This window comes from Pseudomonas sp. XK-1 (assembly GCF_038069885.1).
Classification (GTDB): domain Bacteria; phylum Pseudomonadota; class Gammaproteobacteria; order Pseudomonadales; family Pseudomonadaceae; genus Aquipseudomonas.
Map to the genome: position 1 here is coordinate 526,016 of NZ_JBBPES010000004.1, position 16,379 is coordinate 542,394.

The 16,379-nt window shown below is 62.8% G+C and carries 17 protein-coding genes; 10 read left to right on the forward strand and 7 right to left on the reverse strand.

Annotated features, from left to right (window positions below):
- Window positions 1-6 precede the first annotated feature (6 nt).
- Window positions 7-597: a sigma-E factor negative regulatory protein gene (locus WMW70_RS13570; protein WP_341438016.1), complete on the reverse strand. Its 591-nt coding sequence runs from the start codon at window positions 595-597 to the stop codon at window positions 7-9.
- 32 nt (window positions 598-629) lie between these two features.
- Entirely contained in the window at window positions 630-1,211 is a 582-nt protein-coding gene (rpoE, locus tag WMW70_RS13575; protein WP_325509438.1) for an RNA polymerase sigma factor RpoE, read from the reverse strand.
- 371 nt (window positions 1,212-1,582) lie between these two features.
- On the opposite strand from rpoE, the gene nadB reads away from it, so the two are divergent.
- Window positions 1,583-3,199, forward strand: coding sequence for an L-aspartate oxidase (gene nadB / locus WMW70_RS13580; protein WP_341438017.1), 1,617 nt, complete (start codon window positions 1,583-1,585; stop codon window positions 3,197-3,199).
- Here nadB and WMW70_RS13585 read toward each other — a convergent pair.
- Window positions 3,168-3,620: a protein YgfX gene (locus WMW70_RS13585; protein ID WP_341438018.1), complete on the reverse strand. Its 453-nt coding sequence runs from the start codon at window positions 3,618-3,620 to the stop codon at window positions 3,168-3,170. The genes nadB and WMW70_RS13585 overlap by 32 nt on opposite strands.
- Window positions 3,604-3,858 (reverse strand): FAD assembly factor SdhE, encoded by a 255-nt coding sequence (locus tag WMW70_RS13590; protein ID WP_341438019.1) that lies wholly within the window; start codon window positions 3,856-3,858, stop codon window positions 3,604-3,606. The genes WMW70_RS13585 and WMW70_RS13590 overlap by 17 nt, the downstream gene beginning before the upstream one ends.
- Before the next feature lie 325 nt (window positions 3,859-4,183).
- Between WMW70_RS13590 and ygfZ the strand changes: the two genes are divergently transcribed.
- The 3 genes from ygfZ (at window position 4,184) to WMW70_RS13605 (ending at window position 6,861) form a co-directional block, all read left to right on the forward strand.
- On the forward strand, window positions 4,184-5,125 hold the full coding sequence (ygfZ, locus tag WMW70_RS13595; RefSeq protein WP_341438020.1) for a CAF17-like 4Fe-4S cluster assembly/insertion protein YgfZ: 942 nt from the start codon (window positions 4,184-4,186) through the stop codon (window positions 5,123-5,125).
- Between the two features lie 69 nt (window positions 5,126-5,194).
- Window positions 5,195-6,031 carry an HDOD domain-containing protein gene (locus WMW70_RS13600; RefSeq protein ID WP_325509443.1) on the forward strand — a complete coding sequence of 279 codons (837 nt, stop codon included), beginning with the start codon at window positions 5,195-5,197 and terminating at the stop codon, window positions 6,029-6,031.
- Between the two features lie 68 nt (window positions 6,032-6,099).
- On the forward strand, window positions 6,100-6,861 hold the full coding sequence (locus WMW70_RS13605) for a substrate-binding periplasmic protein (RefSeq protein ID WP_341438021.1): 762 nt from the start codon (window positions 6,100-6,102) through the stop codon (window positions 6,859-6,861).
- A gap of 1 nt (window position 6,862) precedes the next feature.
- Here the strand turns inward: WMW70_RS13605 and WMW70_RS13610 are convergent, their stop codons facing one another.
- Together WMW70_RS13610 and WMW70_RS13615 are read right to left on the reverse strand one after the other, a co-directional pair.
- Window positions 6,863-8,278: a sensor histidine kinase gene (locus WMW70_RS13610; RefSeq protein ID WP_341438022.1), complete on the reverse strand. Its 1,416-nt coding sequence runs from the start codon at window positions 8,276-8,278 to the stop codon at window positions 6,863-6,865.
- Entirely contained in the window at window positions 8,271-8,942 is a 672-nt protein-coding gene (locus WMW70_RS13615) for a response regulator (protein ID WP_341438023.1), read from the reverse strand. Before WMW70_RS13615 ends, WMW70_RS13610 begins: the two co-directional genes overlap by 8 nt.
- A gap of 206 nt (window positions 8,943-9,148) precedes the next feature.
- On the opposite strand from WMW70_RS13615, the gene WMW70_RS13620 reads away from it, so the two are divergent.
- The 6 genes from WMW70_RS13620 to WMW70_RS13645 all read left to right on the forward strand — a co-directional run bounded on the left by WMW70_RS13620 (window position 9,149) and on the right by WMW70_RS13645 (window position 15,543).
- Window positions 9,149-10,414 carry an OprD family porin gene (locus WMW70_RS13620; protein WP_341438024.1) on the forward strand — a complete coding sequence of 422 codons (1,266 nt, stop codon included), beginning with the start codon at window positions 9,149-9,151 and terminating at the stop codon, window positions 10,412-10,414.
- A gap of 29 nt (window positions 10,415-10,443) precedes the next feature.
- Window positions 10,444-11,421, forward strand: coding sequence for a Bug family tripartite tricarboxylate transporter substrate binding protein (locus tag WMW70_RS13625; RefSeq protein WP_341438025.1), 978 nt, complete (start codon window positions 10,444-10,446; stop codon window positions 11,419-11,421).
- Between the two features lie 90 nt (window positions 11,422-11,511).
- The gene (locus tag WMW70_RS13630; RefSeq protein ID WP_341438026.1) at window positions 11,512-11,955 is read left to right on the forward strand and encodes a tripartite tricarboxylate transporter TctB family protein; all 444 of its coding nucleotides are present in this window, start codon (window positions 11,512-11,514) and stop codon (window positions 11,953-11,955) included.
- 2 nt (window positions 11,956-11,957) lie between these two features.
- The gene (locus tag WMW70_RS13635; RefSeq protein ID WP_341438027.1) at window positions 11,958-13,466 is read left to right on the forward strand and encodes a tripartite tricarboxylate transporter permease; all 1,509 of its coding nucleotides are present in this window, start codon (window positions 11,958-11,960) and stop codon (window positions 13,464-13,466) included.
- Window positions 13,459-14,490, forward strand: a complete 1,032-nt coding sequence (locus WMW70_RS13640; protein WP_341438028.1) for an AbrB family transcriptional regulator — start codon at window positions 13,459-13,461, stop codon at window positions 14,488-14,490. The genes WMW70_RS13635 and WMW70_RS13640 overlap by 8 nt, the downstream gene beginning before the upstream one ends.
- A 183-nt stretch (window positions 14,491-14,673) precedes the next feature.
- On the forward strand, window positions 14,674-15,543 hold the full coding sequence (locus WMW70_RS13645; protein WP_341438029.1) for a DUF6279 family lipoprotein: 870 nt from the start codon (window positions 14,674-14,676) through the stop codon (window positions 15,541-15,543).
- Window positions 15,544-15,550: 7 nt separating this feature from the next.
- Here the strand turns inward: WMW70_RS13645 and ung are convergent, their stop codons facing one another.
- Window positions 15,551-16,243 (reverse strand): uracil-DNA glycosylase, encoded by a 693-nt coding sequence (gene ung, locus WMW70_RS13650; RefSeq protein ID WP_341438030.1) that lies wholly within the window; start codon window positions 16,241-16,243, stop codon window positions 15,551-15,553.
- Window positions 16,244-16,379 lie beyond the last annotated feature (136 nt).

The window sequence follows — 16,379 nt, forward strand, 5'->3', positions numbered from 1 at the left end:
GCCTCCTTAACGACTTTCCAGGCTCGCAGCACGCGCATAGGGCAGCGCGCTTTCAGTCGACTTCATCGCAGCCTGCTGAGCATGCTGACGCAGATAAGCCGGCAGCCGCTGCTCATGCCAACCGGGCTGCCCCTGACCCACCGCACTGGCAGCAGGCGTGGCCTCTTCAGCCGCAGTATTGAAGCCTGCCAGCATGGCCGCTCCGCTCACTGGCGGGACCAGCGACGGCTGAGTAGCCTGCTGCGCCAACTGAGCACCGGCCAGTTCATCCTGGTTATACAAGCGCACGCCAGCCAGTACCGCCAGAGTAACCGAGGCAGCGACCGCAAGACGACCGATGGAGCGCCACGACCCAGCAGATTTTGCAGCCGTCACCGGCAACGCCTCATCGGCCAATGCGGCAGAAACCGCGGCGGCGATATCAAGGCGCGGCTCAAGCAATTCCTTGTGCATCACTGCCCGGGCAATCTGGTAACGCGACCAGGTTGCACGCAACTCGGCATCATCACTGGCTGCAAGGACCCGACGAACTTCCAGTTCATCGGCTTCGTTATCCATCACCGCGGACAGTGATTCCTTTATGGTTTCACGACTCATGGCGGTTCCTCTCTTTGGCTGACGCCGCTGTCTCAGGCATCCTGCAACAAGGGCTGCAGGGATCTGTCGATGGCCTCGCGAGCACGAAAGATTCGCGATCGCACAGTACCAACCGGACACTGCATCACGCTCGCAATGTCTTCATAACTCAGACCATCAAATTCACGCAACGTTAGCGCTGTACGCAAATCTTCTGGCAACTGCTCGATGCTGCGATGCACTGTGGCCTCTATCTCATCGCGCAGTAAGGCGCGCTCCGGTGACTCGATGTCCTTGAGGGCATGATCACCATCATAGAACTCGGCATCCTCGGCACTCACATCACTATCAGGGGGCCGCCGACCGCGCGACACCAGATGATTCTTCGCCGTGTTAATGGCGATGCGGTACAGCCAGGTATAAAAAGCACTGTCCCCGCGAAAATTCCCCAGCGCCCGATAGGCCTTGACGAAGGCCTCCTGCGCCACATCCTGTGCTTCATGGGTGTCATGCACGAAACGCACGATCAACCCGAGAATCTTGTGCTGATACTTCAGCACCAACAGATCGAATGCTCGCTTGTCGCCACGTTGTACGCGCTCGACAAGCTGCTGATCCTCTTCCTGGGCTAGCATGAATACTCCTCGTTGGGTTCGAAGGAGCGTAACGCCAACCAGTGAATCGGTCTGCCAAAGTAGACCCGGGCTTTACGCAAAAGTTCTCTCCTTCAAACAGGTGTCCTGAAGGACTCTTTTCAGTCCCGCACGGAACAGCGCAGCAAGAGGCCTCCCCTGCCGCGCGGATAGTCTGAATCATCTGCAGGCCACACATGGAACTGCAGACCCGTTACGAAAGCGCCTTGCTGCAGGCCGTCTTCCGTTCTAACGACCGACAATGGAACTTGAAATAGCAAAAAAGTTCCCGACTATCACACTTAGTCATAAGCCGGCTATTGTGCCGCCCCCCCCCTCTATATACTAGAGGGCGTCTCTTGCGGAATCCGGACATGAGCCAACACTACCAACACGACGTTCTGGTTATCGGCAGCGGTGCAGCCGGCCTTACCCTGGCCCTGACCCTGCCTGCCGACTTGCGCATTGCCGTGCTCAGCAAAGGCAACCTGTCCAACGGCTCAACCTACTGGGCGCAAGGCGGTGTGGCAGCCGTGCTGGACGACACCGATACGGTCGAGTCCCACGTCGCAGACACCCTCAACGCCGGTGGCGGCCTTTGCCGCGAAGACGCCGTACGCTTTACCGTAGAGCATAGCCGCGAGGCCATCCAATGGCTGATCGACCAAGGCGTACCCTTCACCCGCGACGACCAGACCGCCCGTGAAGACGGCGGCTTCGAATTCCACCTGACCCGCGAAGGCGGTCACAGCCACAGGCGCATCATTCATGCCGCCGACGCGACCGGCGCGGCGATTTTCAACACCCTGCTCGAACAGGCCACACAGCGCAGTAATATCGAACTGCTGGAACAGCGGGTGGCGGTCGACCTGATTACCGAGCGCAAACTCGGCCTGGAAGGCCAGCGCTGCCTGGGGGCCTATGTGCTCAACCGGGCCAGCGGCGAAGTCGACACCTTCAGCGCACGCTTCGTGATTCTCGCCACCGGTGGCGCGGCCAAGGTTTATCTGTATACCAGCAATCCCGACGGGGCCTGCGGCGACGGCATCGCCATGGCCTGGCGCGCCGGCTGCCGGGTCGGCAATCTGGAGTTCAACCAGTTCCATCCGACCTGCCTGTACCACCCCCAGGCCAAGAGTTTCCTGGTCACCGAGGCCCTGCGCGGCGAAGGGGCTCTGCTCAAGCTACCCAACGGCGAGCGCTTTATGCCGCGCTTCGACGAGCGCGCCGAACTGGCCCCACGGGACATAGTCGCACGCGCCATTGACCACGAAATGAAGCGCCTGGGCGTGGATTGCGTCTATCTGGACATCAGCCATAAACCCGCCGAGTTCATCAAGACCCACTTCCCTACCGTCCATGAACGCTGCCTGGGCTTCGGCATCGACATCACTCGCCAGGCCATTCCGGTGGTACCCGCGGCCCACTACACCTGCGGCGGCGTATTGGTCGACCAGCAAGGGCGCACCGATGTGCCCGGCCTCTACGCCATAGGCGAAACCAGTTTTACCGGCCTGCACGGGGCCAACCGCATGGCCAGCAACTCGCTGCTGGAATGTTTTGTCTACGCTCGCTCGGCAGCGGCCGACATCCTGCTACAGCTGGAACAGATCAAACAGCCCGACAACCTGCCCTGCTGGGATGCCAGCCAGGTGACCGACTCGGATGAAGACGTGATCATTGCGCACAACTGGGACGAGTTGCGGCGTTTTATGTGGGACTACGTGGGTATCGTGCGCACCAACAAGCGCCTGCAGCGCGCCGAGCACCGCGTGCGCCTGCTGCTCGACGAGATTCACGAGTTCTATAGCAACTACAAGGTCAGCCGCGACCTGATCGAGCTGCGTAACCTGGCCCAGGTGGCTGAACTGATGATTCGCTCGGCCATGCTGCGCCACGAAAGCCGCGGCCTGCACTACACCCTCGACTACCCACAACTGCTGGCTGAAGCCCGCGACACTATATTGGTGCCGCCCACCTACGGCGACTGAACTTCAGGCGCACGCGCAAGCGCCGATGCACATCGGCCGGCAAACTGTCCCGGGCAATACACAACGCCCGCACCCGCCGCTGCCCAGCCAGGCGAAAGCGCAACACGACAATCAGTGGCAGCGCCAGGCTGTCCGGGCGCAGCTGGATAGGCTGCCAACCCGCGGCCTCGCTATAAAGCTGCCAACCCTCGGCAACATGACGCAAAGCGCTGTAGCAACCCGGGCCATGCAGCAGCAACTGCTGCGGCACAACCCAGCCGGCATGGGCCAGGCAGCACGCCATGCCGAGTCCACGCGCCCACAGCGGTATATCCACCAGCCACAGGCTGAGCAGGGCCAGCAGCTGAATCAGGACATAGAACGCCAGCAACAGCCGCGAGGGCTGCCAGCAGCACTCAAAGGTCTCACTTGGGCTGGACACGATCCAGAATCATCCGAACCATGCGCTTGAGATCGGCGTCCTCGGGTTCGCTGCGCTGCATAAACCAACCGAACATATCCTGATCTTCGCACTCGAGCAGCTTGCGGTAACGCTCGCGATCCTCGGCATCCAGGTTGGGGTAAACCTCCTTGACGAAGGGCACCAGGAGCACATCCAGCTCCAGCATGCCGCGTCGGCTGTGCCAAAAAAGACGATTGAGTTCAACCGAGTCGACCATGAAACTGCTCCTTGAAAAAATGGTATGGAACCATTTTTAACGTCGCGTAGCGACGGCCAGAAAGGTGGCCGCCATGGATGGCAGGCCATAAAAAATGGCACGGAGCCATTTTTAACGTCGCGCAGCGACGGCCCGAAGGGAGGTCGCCACAGATGGCGGGCCATAAATGAGGCGCGCAGTATAACAGTCCGCCACACGCTGCCCAGGCAAGGTGCATACCCGCGCCGTAAGCTTTTTCTTGGCTTTTACTTAAAGCTTGTAGCTTGACCCTCGCGGCTGCTTTTATGATGGCCCCTAACTTTTAGCCAGCGACCCACCACTACCCATGGCCGACCCCGCTTTTTTCTGCACCCTGAGCCACGAAGGCATCCTCGCCGTGCGCGGCCCGGACGCCAACAAGTTCCTGCAGGGGCAAGTCACCTGCAACCTCAACTATTTGCACGACGAGCACTGTAGCCTGGGCGCACGCTGCACCCCCAAGGGCCGCATGCAGTCGAGCTTTCGCATCGTCCAGGTCAGCGACGGCTACCTGCTGGCGATGGCCGGCGACCTGCTGGCTGCGCAACTGGCGGACCTGCAGAAATATGCCGCATTCAGCAAATCCAAGCTCGGCGACGAAAGCCACGCCTGGGTGCGTTTCGGCCTGAGCGGCGCAGACGGGGTGTTGCGTGAGCTGGGCCTGGACCTCCCCCATGAGGCCGATAGCGTGACCCAGGCCCACCCGCTACTGGCCCTGCGCCTGGCCGACGGTCGTGCCGAACTCTGGGTGCCCGCCGAACAGGCTGCGGCCCTGCAGGCACGGCTGGCCGGCCAACTGGCCGAGGCACCGCTCAACGATTGGCTACTGGCCCAGGTACGGGCCGGCATCGGCCAGGTGCTGGGCAGCACCCGTGAACTGTTTATTCCGCAGATGCTCAACCTGCAGGCCCTGGGTGGCGTCAGCTTCAAGAAAGGCTGTTACACCGGCCAGGAAATCGTCGCGCGCATGCAGTACCTGGGCAAACTCAAGCGTCGCCTGTATCGCCTGAGCCTGGCCGGCGAACAGCTGCCCGAGCCGGCCACCGCTCTGTTTTCCCCAGTGCACAATTCCAGTGTCGGCGAAGTGGTGCTGGCCGCCCGCAGCGACAGCGGCATCGAACTGCTCGCGGTCCTGCAGGAAGACGCAGTACAGGATGGTCGCATCCGCCTCGGCACGGTCGAGGGCCCTGCCCTGAGCCTGCTGGAGTTGCCCTACACATTGGATACAGACCGCGAGATTCAGCGCTGATCGTCGCGCGCACCACGTTCTGCGACCCGCTTACTACACTGATTGATAGTCTTTAAAAGAGAGTTGCCCATGAGCAAGCTTGCCGAGAAAGTCCAGAGGGAACTGATCCAGGCCATCGACAACGATGAACTGGTACTACCGACCCTGCCGGAAGTCGCGCTGAAGGTTCGCGAGGCCGCCGAAGACCCGGATATCGGCATCGCCCAGCTGAGCAAGGTGATCGGCAACGATGCCGCACTGACCGCGCGTATCGTCAAGGTGGTCAACAGCCCGCTGCTGCGTACCAACAAGGAAATCACCGATCTGCAGATGGCGGTGGCCCGCCTGGGCATCAACTACACCTGCAACCTGGCCACGGGCCTGGCCATGGAACAGATGTTCCAGGCCACCAGCGACGTGGTTGACCGCAAGATGCGCGAAGTGTGGAACAAGAGCACGGAAATCGCCGGCATCTGCCACGTTCTGTGCAAGCACTACACCCGCCTGCTGCCGGATCAGGCGACCCTGGCCGGCCTGGTCCATCAGATTGGCGTGCTACCGATTCTGACCTATGCCGAAGACCACAGCGAACTGCTCGCCGACTCGATCAGCCTCAACCATGTGATCGAGCAGATTCATCCGATCATCGGTGACCGGATCCTGCGCACCTGGGAGTTCCCCGAGCAGATCGCCATGATTCCGAGCCAGTACCTGGACTTCAGCCGCGACAGCGCCAAGGTCGACTATGTCGATATCGTCCAGGTCGCTACCCTGCAGAGCTACCTGGGCAGCGAACACCCCTACACCCAACTGGACTGGAGCCAGATTCCGGCCTTCCGCAAGCTGGGCCTGGACCCGAGCCAGAACCTCAATGACGATGAAGACCTCTCCGCCGCCATGGAAGCGGCCATGAGCATGCTCCAGTAACCCCTCACGCGCATATGGCCGAATGCAACTAGACTGAGCGCAGCCCTCACACTTTTGGCATACGGCTTATGCGCACACTGCTGTTATCCGCCCTGTTCAGCCTGTTTTGCGGTGGCTTGGCCGCCGCAGAATCAGTGCGCCTGACCAACGGTGAATGGCCGCCGTATCTGGGCGAACAACTGCCGCACAAGGGCGTCGCCTCACGCATCGTCGCCGAAGCCTTTGCTCTGCAAGGCATCGACGTGGCCTGGGAGTTCCACCCCTGGGCACGCTCGCTGCAACTGGCCGAACGCGGCCAACGCGCCGGCAGCGCGGTATGGCTGCACAGCAGCGAACGTGAGGAAAAGTTCTTTATCAGCGACCCGGTGGTGGAAAGTGGTTACTACCTGTTCCACCGCAAGGGCTATAGCTTTGACTGGAAGCAGGTGGCCGATCTGCAGGGCCGACGCCTGGCCGGCACCCGCGGCTATGACTACGGCGCAGCCTTTCAGCAGGCCGAAGCCAGCGGACAGCTGCGAGTCAACCGGGTGACCAGCGATGAAACCGCCTTTCGCCAATTGATCGCCGGCCGCGTCGACCTGTTCCCGGTGGACAAGGTGGTTGGCTTCGACCTGCTGCATCAGCACTTCAGCGCCGCCGAGCGCGCGCAACTGAGCTTTCACCCCACGCCGCTGCGCAGTGACAGCCTGCACCTGCTGCTTTCGCGGCAAGTGCCTGGCAATGCCGAGCTGATCGCTCGCTTCAACCAGGGCCTGGCGCAACTGCGCGAAAGCGGCAAGGTCGCCCAGTACCTGCTGGAAATTCAGCAGCCGCTCAGCCTGGCACCTTGATTCAAGCCTCCGCGCTGGCGAACTCCACGCGCACCAGCAAGCCCTGCGGCTGCGCCTGATGCAGGCTGATTTCGGCCTGATGTGCGCGGCAGATCTCGCCGACAATCGCCAGCCCCAACCCCGCCCCCGAGCCCTTGTTGCTGCGCCGATAGAAGCGCGCAAACACCCGCTCATGCTCTTCGGGCGGAATCCCTGGGCCGTCGTCTTCAACCTCCAGCACACCGGCCGGCAAGACCCGCAGAATCACATTGCCGCCTGCCGGGGTATGAGCCAGGGCGTTATCCAGCAGATTGCACAGCAGCTCGTTAAGCAGGGTAGGCTCGCCGCTGACCCACACTGGCTGCTCGGCTTCCAGCGCCAGGGCGATACCTCGGGCGTGGGCCAGAGGGGCCAGGGCCATACCCAGCTCTCGGGCCAGCTGACTGAGATCCAGACGCTGCGCGCCGCCCTCGGCGATCGCCCGCGCACCGCTCTCGATACGCGCCAGGGACAACAGTTGGTTGGCCAGATGGGTGAGTTTGTCGGTGTTCTGCGCCGCCTCCTCCAGGGTGCTGCGCCAGACCTGCGCATCCCGCGCGCGCAGGCCCAGTTCGACCCGCGCCTTGAGCGCCGCCAGCGGGGTGCGCAGTTCGTGGGACGCATCGGCGATAAACTGCGATTGCCGCTCGAACAGGCCGCGCAGGCGATCATTGAACTGATTAAGCGCATCGATCAGCGGACGCAATTCCCGCGGCATCTGGGTATCCGGTAGCGGCCGCAGATCGTCGCTGGTACGCGCCGCCACCGTGCGGCGCAGGGTTTCCAGCGGACGCAAGGCGACGGTGACCGCCAGCCATACCAGCAGCAAGGCACTCAAGGACAGCAAACCCATGCGCAGCAGGGTGCCGAGCAACAGCTCCCGGGCCATGCGCTCGCGCGCGCCCTGGGTCTCCGCCACGCGGATTTCGGCGACACCATTGACCCCCGGCTCGCTGACCGGCTGCAACAGGCTGACCACCCGTACGCCCTGGTTGCGAAACTCGCCGTCATAGAAACGCGCCAGCGCCGGGTAGTCCTCGGTGCGCTTGGTGCCCGGCGGCGGCGGCGGCAAGTCTTCATAACCGGAAACCAGCGCGCCCTGCACATCCAGCACCTGGTAGTAGATGCGCCCGGCACTGTCGTAGGCGAAGGTGTCCAGGGCCACATAGGGCACGTTGGCGTTCAGCCGTTCGGCCGTGGTGTACAGACCATCGGCAATCGCCCGCGCCGAGGCCAGCAGGGTGCGGTCATAGGCGGTGTCGGCGGCCTGCCGGGCGCTCCAGTAGGCGCTCAGGCTGCTGAGCATCAGGATCAGCGCCAACAGCACCGCCAGCCGCCGCAACAAGCGACCACGCAAACTGCCCGACTCGCCTGCCGAGCGCAGCCAGTGCTCACTCACTGACCGCCTCCAGTAGATAACCGAGGCCACGGAAGGTGACGATCTTCACCCCGCCGCCTTCCAGTTTCTTGCGCAGGCGATGCACGTAGATCTCGATAGCGTCGCTACTGGCGTCCTCGTCCAGACCAAACACCTGGGCGGCCAGCTGTTCCTTGCTCATCACCCGCCCAGGCCGGGCGATCATCGCCTCCAGCACGGCCTGCTCGCGCGAGGTCAGGGTCAGCAGCGCGTCGCCCAGGGTAAAGCGCCGGGTATCCAGGTCATATAGCAGCCTGCCGCAACGCTGCTGCCGCTCGCCGCCGAGCACGCTGCGGCGCAGCAACGCCTTGACCCGCGCTTCCAGCTCGCTCAGTTCGAAGGGTTTGGCCAGGTAATCATCGGCCCCCAGGTTAAGGCCATGGACCCGGTCCTTGACCTCGCCGCGGGCCGTCAGCATCAGCACCGGCAGGGTCTTGCCACGTGCGCGCAGACGCGCCAGCACCTGAAAACCGTCGAGGCGCGGCAGGCCTATATCGAGGATCGCCAGGGCGTAGTCCTCACTGCTCAGGGCCAGATCGGCAGCCACGCCGTCATGCAGCATGTCCACGGTCAGCCCGGTGCCACGCAGGGCCTGGGCCACGCTTTCAGCCAGGGGCAGATGGTCCTCGACCAGAAGGATACGCACGGTAATGGCACTCCACGAACTTGTTGTTATGCGCCCAGTGTAACGGGGCAAAGGCCGCTACGAACGCCCCAACAATTTTCTTTCAAGCTGAAAGCCTGGTGAAAGCTTGACCCCATAGCATCGGTTTCAGGTGGCTCGATCCACCGATCTGAACGACTCGCGCAGTGGTGCGCAGCCGTGACAAAAACAACAATGGAGACCACAAGATGCTCAACGCATCCCGTCAGGCCCTGCCGCCTGCTCATCTGCTTAGCCTAGCCGTAGCCACGGCCCTGCTTGCCCCTGTTGCCCATGCCGACTTCGTCGCTGACAGCAAGGCCAGTCTGACCACCACCAATATCTACCTGAATCGCGATTTCCGCGAAGGCAACGGCCAGAACAAACGCGAAGAATGGGGTCAGGGTTTCTGGCTCGACGTCCAGTCTGGCTACACCGAAGGCACCGTCGGCTTCGGCCTCGATGCTTTGGGCCTGCTTGGGGTAAAACTCGACTCCGGCGGCGGCCGCACCGGTACCGATCTGCTGCCGGTGCAGGACGATGGCGGCACTCCCGATCAGTTCGGCCGCCTCGGCCTGACCGCCAAGGTCAAGGTCTCCGCTACCGAATTTCGCTACGGCTCGCATATTCCCGAGCTGCCGGTGGTCAAGGCTAGCGACAGCCGCCTGCTGCCCCAGGTGTTCGAAGGCGGCCTGCTGACCTCCAGCGAAATCGACGGTCTGACCTTTACCGGCGGACGCCTGGACAAGGTCATCGACCGTTCCTCGACCAACTCCGAGGAGCTGGTACTCAACAGCAAAAACCGCCGTTTCGCTGGCGGCATCACTGCCGATCACCTGGATCTGGCCGGCCTCGACTACCAGTTCAACCAGAACCTCAAGGGCCGCTACTTCCACGCCGAGCTGGACGACATCTACCGGCAGAATTTCTTCAACCTGCTGGCCAGCTACCCCATGGGCGGCGGCACCCTGGCCGCCGACCTGCGCCTGATGCTCAGCGACGACTCAGGCCAGGCCAATGCCGGCAAGATCGACAACCGCGCCTTGGGCGGCATGCTCAGCTATGCCCACAGTGGCCACAAACTCAGCCTGGGTTACCAGAAGATGAGCGGCGACACTGGCTACGCCTATATCGACGGCAGCGACCCCTACCTGGTCAACTTCGTGCAGATCAACGACTTCGCCAACCCCGACGAGAAGTCCTGGCAGGCCCGCTATGACTACAATTTCGCCAGTCTCGGCCTGCCAGGCCTGAGCGTCCTCGCCCGTTACATCCGCGGCGACGATGCCACCGTGATCGGCAGCGACAAGAGCGGCGGCGAATGGGAACGCGACCTGGAACTCAAGTACGTGGTGCAGAGCGGCCCACTGAAAGATGTTTACGTACGCCTGCGCAACGCCAGCTTCCATTCCGACTTCGCCCGCGATGCGGACGAGAACCGCGTGATCGTCGGCTACACCTTGCCGATTTGGTAAACCACAATAAGAGTTCAGAGGAACACAGCATGAAAACTGCCTTTACCCGCATCGCCCTGGCCACCGCCTGCATGGCCTTTGCCGGCCAGTTGCTGGCTGCCGAACCCAAGCGCCCCGAATGTATCGCACCGGCCAAGCCCGGCGGCGGTTTCGACCTGACCTGCAAACTGGCCCAGAGCGGCCTGAAAGACAGTGGCCTGCTCAAAGCCCCAATGCGCGTCACCTATATGCCCGGCGGCGTCGGCGCGGTGGCCTACAACGCGGTAATCGCCCAGCGTGCAGATGATCCGGGCACCATCACCGCCTTCTCCAGCGGCTCGTTGCTCAACCTGGCGCAAGGCAAGTTCGGCCGTTACGACGAAACCGGCGTGCGCTGGCTGGCCGCAGTAGGCACCGACTACGGCGCGATCACTGTGCGCGCCGACTCACCGTATCAGAGCCTGGATGATCTGGTCCAGGCTCTGAAGAAAGACCCCTCGAGCATCGTCTTCGGTGCTGGTGCCACCATCGGCGGCCAGGACTGGATGCAGACCGCGCTGATCGCCCGCCTGGCCGGTATCGATCCGAAAAACCTGCGCTACGTGGCCTTTGAAGGCGGCGGCGAGACCCTCACCGCGATGCTCGGCGGCCATGTTCAGGTCACCTCCAGCGGCCTGGGTGAAGTCACCCCGCAGTTGGCGGCGAAGAAAGTGCGCATCCTAGCCGTGCTGTCCGATGAACGTCTGCCAGGCAAGCTGGCCGATATCCCCACCGCCAAGGAACAGGGCTACGACATCAGCTGGCCGGTGATCCGCGGCTTCTATATGGGCCCAGAGGTCAGCGACGAGCAGTACAACTGGTGGAAACAGCAATTCGACAGCCTGCTCGCCCGTGAAGACTTCGCCACCCTGCGTGAACAGCGCGACCTGCTGCCGCTGGCGGTTACTGGCGACGAGCTGAAAGCCTTGGTCTTCAAGCAAGTTGAGGAATACAAGGCACTGGCTGGCGAATTCGGCCTGATGCAATAAGCGGCCACGCCGCAATTCGTAGGGTGGGTCGGGCCCGACCCACCCTACGGCTTCACGGTCTTTCCCTGACCCTCGACTAGGTAATCCGCCATGTATGTTCGCCTGTTCGCCGCGATCTGGCTGCTGTTTTGCGCCGTTCTCGCCGTCATCGCCTGGGGCTTCCAGGCACCCTTCGCCTATGACCCGGTAGGACCGCGTGCCTATCCGTTGCTGCTGCTTAGCCTGATGGCAGCTGGCAGCCTGTGGCTGGTATTCAAGCCCGGCCTGCTTGAGCAGACGCTGAATACCCGCGCCGCCTTGCGCGCCGTGCTGTGCGTGCTGGCCCTGCTGGCCTATGCCCTGCTGTTCGAAGTGCTCGGCTTCGTCATCAGCACCACGCTGGCCACCTTCGCCCTTGGCCTGCTGTTTACCGGCCGCCTGCTGCCCTGCGCCATCAGCGCCGTGCTGATGGGTGTGCTGCTGTACGGCCTGTTTGATTACCTGCTGGATGTGCCGCTGCCCCTCGGCCTGTTCGAAGCCTTCGTGGAGAGCTGAAAATGGAAACGCTGAATTTCTTGATGCAAGGCTTCGAAGTCGCCACTCGACCGGAAAACCTTTTGGTGGCCTTGTTCGGTGCCTTTGTCGGCACCATCGTCGGCCTATTGCCGGGCCTGGGCCCAATCAATGGCGTGGCGCTGCTGCTGCCGCTGGCCTTCGCCCTTGGCCTGTCGCCAGAAACCGCACTGATTCTGCTGGCTGCGGTGTACCTGGGCTGTGAATACGGCGGGCGTATCTCGGCGATTCTGCTCAACGTACCGGGCGACGCCGCGGCGGTGATGACCACCCTCGACGGCTACCCACTCGCCCGCCAGGGCAAGGCCGGCATCGCCCTGTCGCTGTCGGCAGTCAGCTCGTTTATCGGCAGCATGATCGCCACCTGCGGCGTGGTGCTGTTCGCGCCAATCCTGGCGAAATGGGCGGTAGCCTTTGGCCCAGCCGAATATTTCGTGCTGATGATCTTCGCCATCGCCTGCCTCGGCGGCATGGTCGGCGACAAACCGGTGAAAACCCTGATGGCCGCCCTGATCGGCCTGGCCCTGGCCACGGTTGGGGTGGACTCGACCACCGGGGTGTATCGCTTCACCTTCGGCAGCGTCAGTCTGTCGGACGGTATCCAGTTCGTGATCGTGGTGATCGGCTTCTTCAGCGTCAGTGAAGTGCTGCTGATGCTCGAGAAAACCCACAACGGCCAGAAAGCCGTGAAAGCCAGCGGCCGCCTGCTGTTCAACTTCAAGGAGTTCTGCTTCACCTTCTGGACCATGGTGCGCAGCGCTGTGGCCGGCTTCGTTATCGGCGTCCTGCCGGGGGCCGGTGCGACCATCGCCAGCGCCATGACCTATATGACTGAAAAGCGCATGGCCGGCCCGAACGGCAAGTTCGGCGACGGCGACCTGCGCGGCCTAGCAGCGCCGGAAGCGGCCAACAACGCCTCGGCCTGCGGCTCGCTGATCCCCATGCTGACCCTCGGCGTACCGGGCTCGGGCACCACCGCAGTAATGATCGGGGCCCTGACCCTGTACAACATCACCCCCGGCCCGCTGCTGTTCGAACAGCAACCAGACGTGGTCTGGGGTCTGATCGCCTCGCTGTTTATCGGCAACGTGATTCTGTTGGTAATGAACATCCCGCTGGTCGGTCTGTTCGCCCGCATGCTCAGCGTACCCAACTGGGTGCTGGTGCCCGCGATCACCGTGATCAGCATGGTCGGCGTCTACGCGGTGCACAGCACCACCTTCGACCTGGTGCTGATGATCGGCCTCGGCGTATTCGGCTACATCCTGCGCAAGCTGGACTTCCCGCTGTCGGCACTGATCCTCGGCTTCGTCCTCGGCGAGCTGATGGAAGACAACCTGCGCCGCGCCCTGTCGATCTCCGCCGGCGAGCTGAGCATTCTCTGGAACAGCCCGATCAGCCTGTGCCTGTGGGCCCTCACCGCGCTGATGCTGGCTCTGCCAGGCCTGCGCTGGTGGCGTTCGCGCCGTACGGCGCAGCTGGCCAATGCCTAAGCTGCCTGTGCTCACCAGCTGGCAAAGCTGGTGGGCCACGCCCCTGGTCGGCCTGTTAGGCGGCTATCTGGCCAGCCTGATCGGCTGGCCTTTGCCGTGGATGATCGGCTCGCTGCTGGCGGTGATCGCCGTACGTTGCAGCGGTTGGCTGGTGACCGAGATCCCGGGCGGACGCAAGACCGGCCAGTGGCTGGTGTCCAGCGCCATCGGCCTGCACTTTACCGGCGAGGTGATGGGCCAGCTGCTCGAGCACTTCGGCGTGATCATCGCCGGAGCCCTGGGCACCCTGCTGCTCAGCCTGATCGGTATTCTCATCCTGCGCCGCGCCGGTCTGGACCGCGCCACGGCATTCTTTGCCAGCATGCCTGGCGGTGCCAGCGAGATGGTCAACCTGGCCCTGCGGCATGATGCCGAAACCGCCAAGGTCGCCGCCGCCCACAGCCTGCGCCTGCTGATGGTGGTGCTGCTGATTCCGGCGATCTTCACCTGGAGCCTGCCGCCCATCGAGCCGCCAGCGCCTGCGGCGGTAAGCTGGCCCTGGCTGGCGGTGCTACTGCCGGCTGGCGCGTTGTTGGCGCTGCTGTGGGGCAAGCTCAAGCAACCCAACCCCTGGATGCTCGGCCCACTGACCGTCTGCGCAGTGGCCAGCGTGACCTTCGACCTGCATCTGGGTTTACCCGATGGTTTGGGCCAGCTTGGTCAATGGCTGATCGGCTGCGCCCTGGGCTGTCACTTCGACCGCGCCTTCTTTCGCAACGCGCCGGGATTTCTCGCCCGCATCGTGCTGTTCACTCTGCTGGCCATGCTCTGCGCCGCCCTGCTGGCAGAAGGCCTGGGCTGGCTGGCCAGCGAGGATCAGACCTCACTGACCCTGGGCATGATGCCCGGTGGCATCACCGAGCTGTGCCTGACCGCCGAAGCCCTGCACCTCTCGGTGGCGCTGGTCACCGCGCTGCAGGTGCTGCGGCTGTTTCTCGTGATGTTTCTCGCCGAGCCCTTGTTCAGGCTCTGGCAACGCAGCTGAAAACGCGGGCATGCCCGCATCGCTGTGCGACTATCAGGTTAATTTCGACCACGTTTAGCCCGCCTTGTGCGGGCTCTTTTTTGCGCCTGCAGCGCGGCAGTTTTTGTTTAACAGATATGTCCGCAGCCACGCAGGCACATGCCTCAGAGGTACTCTCAGGCCTGGTCTAACGAGGCACCCCACATGAGCGTACTGCGCTGGCCCACGGTGAAACCCCTGCTGCTATTGCTCTGCCTGAGCCTGCTGGTCGCAGCCTGCAGCCGCATCGGCCTGGCCTATCGCAACCTGGACTGGCTGGTGCCCTGGCGGCTCAACGACTACCTGAGCCTCGATCAGCAACAGCAAGCCTGGCTCAAACCCCGCCTGCAGGCGCATCTGCAATGGCACTGCAGCGCCGAGCTGCCGCGCTATATCGACTGGCTGCACACCACCGAAAGCGTCCTCGCCCAGGCGCAACCAGACAGCACCCAGCTGCTTGAGCAGTTCGCCCAGTTCGATGGCGCGCTCAAACGCATCAGTGTCGAGATAACCCCCACCGCCATCAAGCTGCTGCAGGGCCTGAGCGAGCAGCAGGTCAGCGAGTTCTACGCCGCCGTCGACGAAGACAATCTGGAAGATCGCCAGGATTTTCTCGATCCGCCCCTGGCCACCCAGATCAGCGAACGCCGCGAGCGCATGCAGGAACGTCTGCGGCCCTGGCTCGGCCGCCTGAACCATGCCCAGACAGAACATATCGCCGCCTGGGCCAATGGCCTCGGCGAACAGAACCGCCTCTGGCTGGACAATCGACAGCTGTGGCAGACGCAGCTGCGCAAGACCCTCGCCGAACGCGACAGCGCAGACTTTGCCGAGCAGCTGACCCGCCTGCTACAACAACGTGAGCGCTTCTACAGCGACGAGTACCGCGCCAGTTATGGCCGCTCACGCCAGGCGCTGGCCAGGCTGTTCAGCCAGTTGCTAAGCAGCAGCGATAAGGCTCAACGCGAGCGCCTGAGTCACCGCCTGCGCGACCTGCGCAGAGACCTGGCCGAGCAGCAGTGCAACGCCTCTTAACAGGCTGTTAGGCCTCGGGCAAACGCCAGTCGATAGGGCTTAGCCCATGCTGCTGGAGGAACTTGTTGGTACGGCTGAAATGGCCGTTGCCGATAAAGCCGCGGTGCGCCGACAGCGGCGAGGGGTGTACGGATTTCAGCACCAGATGCTTGCTGGTATCGATGAGCTTTTCCTTGCTCTGGGCATGAGCACCCCAGAGCAGAAAAACCAGGCGCTCCTGCTGCTGGCTGACCACCTCGATCACCTTGTCGGTAAAGGTCTGCCAGCCGATCTTGGCATGGGAGCCAGCGATGCCGTGTTCCACCGTCAACGAGGTGTTAAGCAGCAGTACGCCCTGCTCCGCCCAATGCTGCAGGTTGCCGTGACTGGGAATATCGATATTCAGGTCGCGCTTGAGCTCTTTATAGATATTCACCAGCGACGGCGGCGTCTTCACCCCAGGCTGCACCGAGAAGCACAGACCATGGGCCTGACCCGGCCCGTGGTAAGGGTCCTGGCCGATCACCACCACTTTGGTCTGCGCCAGCGGCGTGGAATTGAGCGCATTGAAAATCAGCGAACCGGACGGATAAATCTGCTTGCCTGCAGCCTTCTCACTGCGCAGAAAGTCGCCCAGCTCACGCATATAGGGCTTCTCGAACTCTTCATGCAGAGCGGCCTTCCAGCCGGCCTCGAGTTTGACGTTATCTGCTGCGCTCATGCCGGTTTCCTGCTCGGGCAAAGGGAAGCGGCACGCTAAGGAAGGCGTCCAGGCAAGTCAAGGCAAACGGCGCTGCAATACCGATTGTCGCGCCAGGTGGTACACGGGTGTGTTGTGTACGCTGACGGAGGACGTA

What these genes read in the sequence shown, in the direction of transcription:
- WMW70_RS13630 (WP_341438026.1), top strand. Translation starts at nt 11,512, where the DNA reads ATGTATGTTCGCCTGTTCGCCGCGATCTGGCTGCTGTTTTGCGCCGTT.
- WMW70_RS13635 (WP_341438027.1), top strand. Translation starts at nt 11,958, where the DNA reads ATGGAAACGCTGAATTTCTTGATGCAAGGCTTCGAAGTCGCCACTCGA.
- WMW70_RS13625 (WP_341438025.1), top strand. Translation starts at nt 10,444, where the DNA reads ATGAAAACTGCCTTTACCCGCATCGCCCTGGCCACCGCCTGCATGGCC.
- WMW70_RS13600 (WP_325509443.1), top strand. Translation starts at nt 5,195, where the DNA reads ATGAGCAAGCTTGCCGAGAAAGTCCAGAGGGAACTGATCCAGGCCATC.
- WMW70_RS13570 (WP_341438016.1), bottom strand. Translation starts at nt 597, where the DNA reads ATGAGTCGTGAAACCATAAAGGAATCACTGTCCGCGGTGATGGATAAC.
- rpoE (WP_325509438.1), bottom strand. Translation starts at nt 1,211, where the DNA reads ATGCTAGCCCAGGAAGAGGATCAGCAGCTTGTCGAGCGCGTACAACGT.
- WMW70_RS13645 (WP_341438029.1), top strand. Translation starts at nt 14,674, where the DNA reads ATGAGCGTACTGCGCTGGCCCACGGTGAAACCCCTGCTGCTATTGCTC.
- ung (WP_341438030.1), bottom strand. Translation starts at nt 16,243, where the DNA reads ATGAGCGCAGCAGATAACGTCAAACTCGAGGCCGGCTGGAAGGCCGCT.
- nadB (WP_341438017.1), top strand. Translation starts at nt 1,583, where the DNA reads ATGAGCCAACACTACCAACACGACGTTCTGGTTATCGGCAGCGGTGCA.
- WMW70_RS13590 (WP_341438019.1), bottom strand. Translation starts at nt 3,858, where the DNA reads ATGGTCGACTCGGTTGAACTCAATCGTCTTTTTTGGCACAGCCGACGC.
- ygfZ (WP_341438020.1), top strand. Translation starts at nt 4,184, where the DNA reads ATGGCCGACCCCGCTTTTTTCTGCACCCTGAGCCACGAAGGCATCCTC.
- WMW70_RS13640 (WP_341438028.1), top strand. Translation starts at nt 13,459, where the DNA reads ATGCCTAAGCTGCCTGTGCTCACCAGCTGGCAAAGCTGGTGGGCCACG.
- WMW70_RS13620 (WP_341438024.1), top strand. Translation starts at nt 9,149, where the DNA reads ATGCTCAACGCATCCCGTCAGGCCCTGCCGCCTGCTCATCTGCTTAGC.
- WMW70_RS13605 (WP_341438021.1), top strand. Translation starts at nt 6,100, where the DNA reads ATGCGCACACTGCTGTTATCCGCCCTGTTCAGCCTGTTTTGCGGTGGC.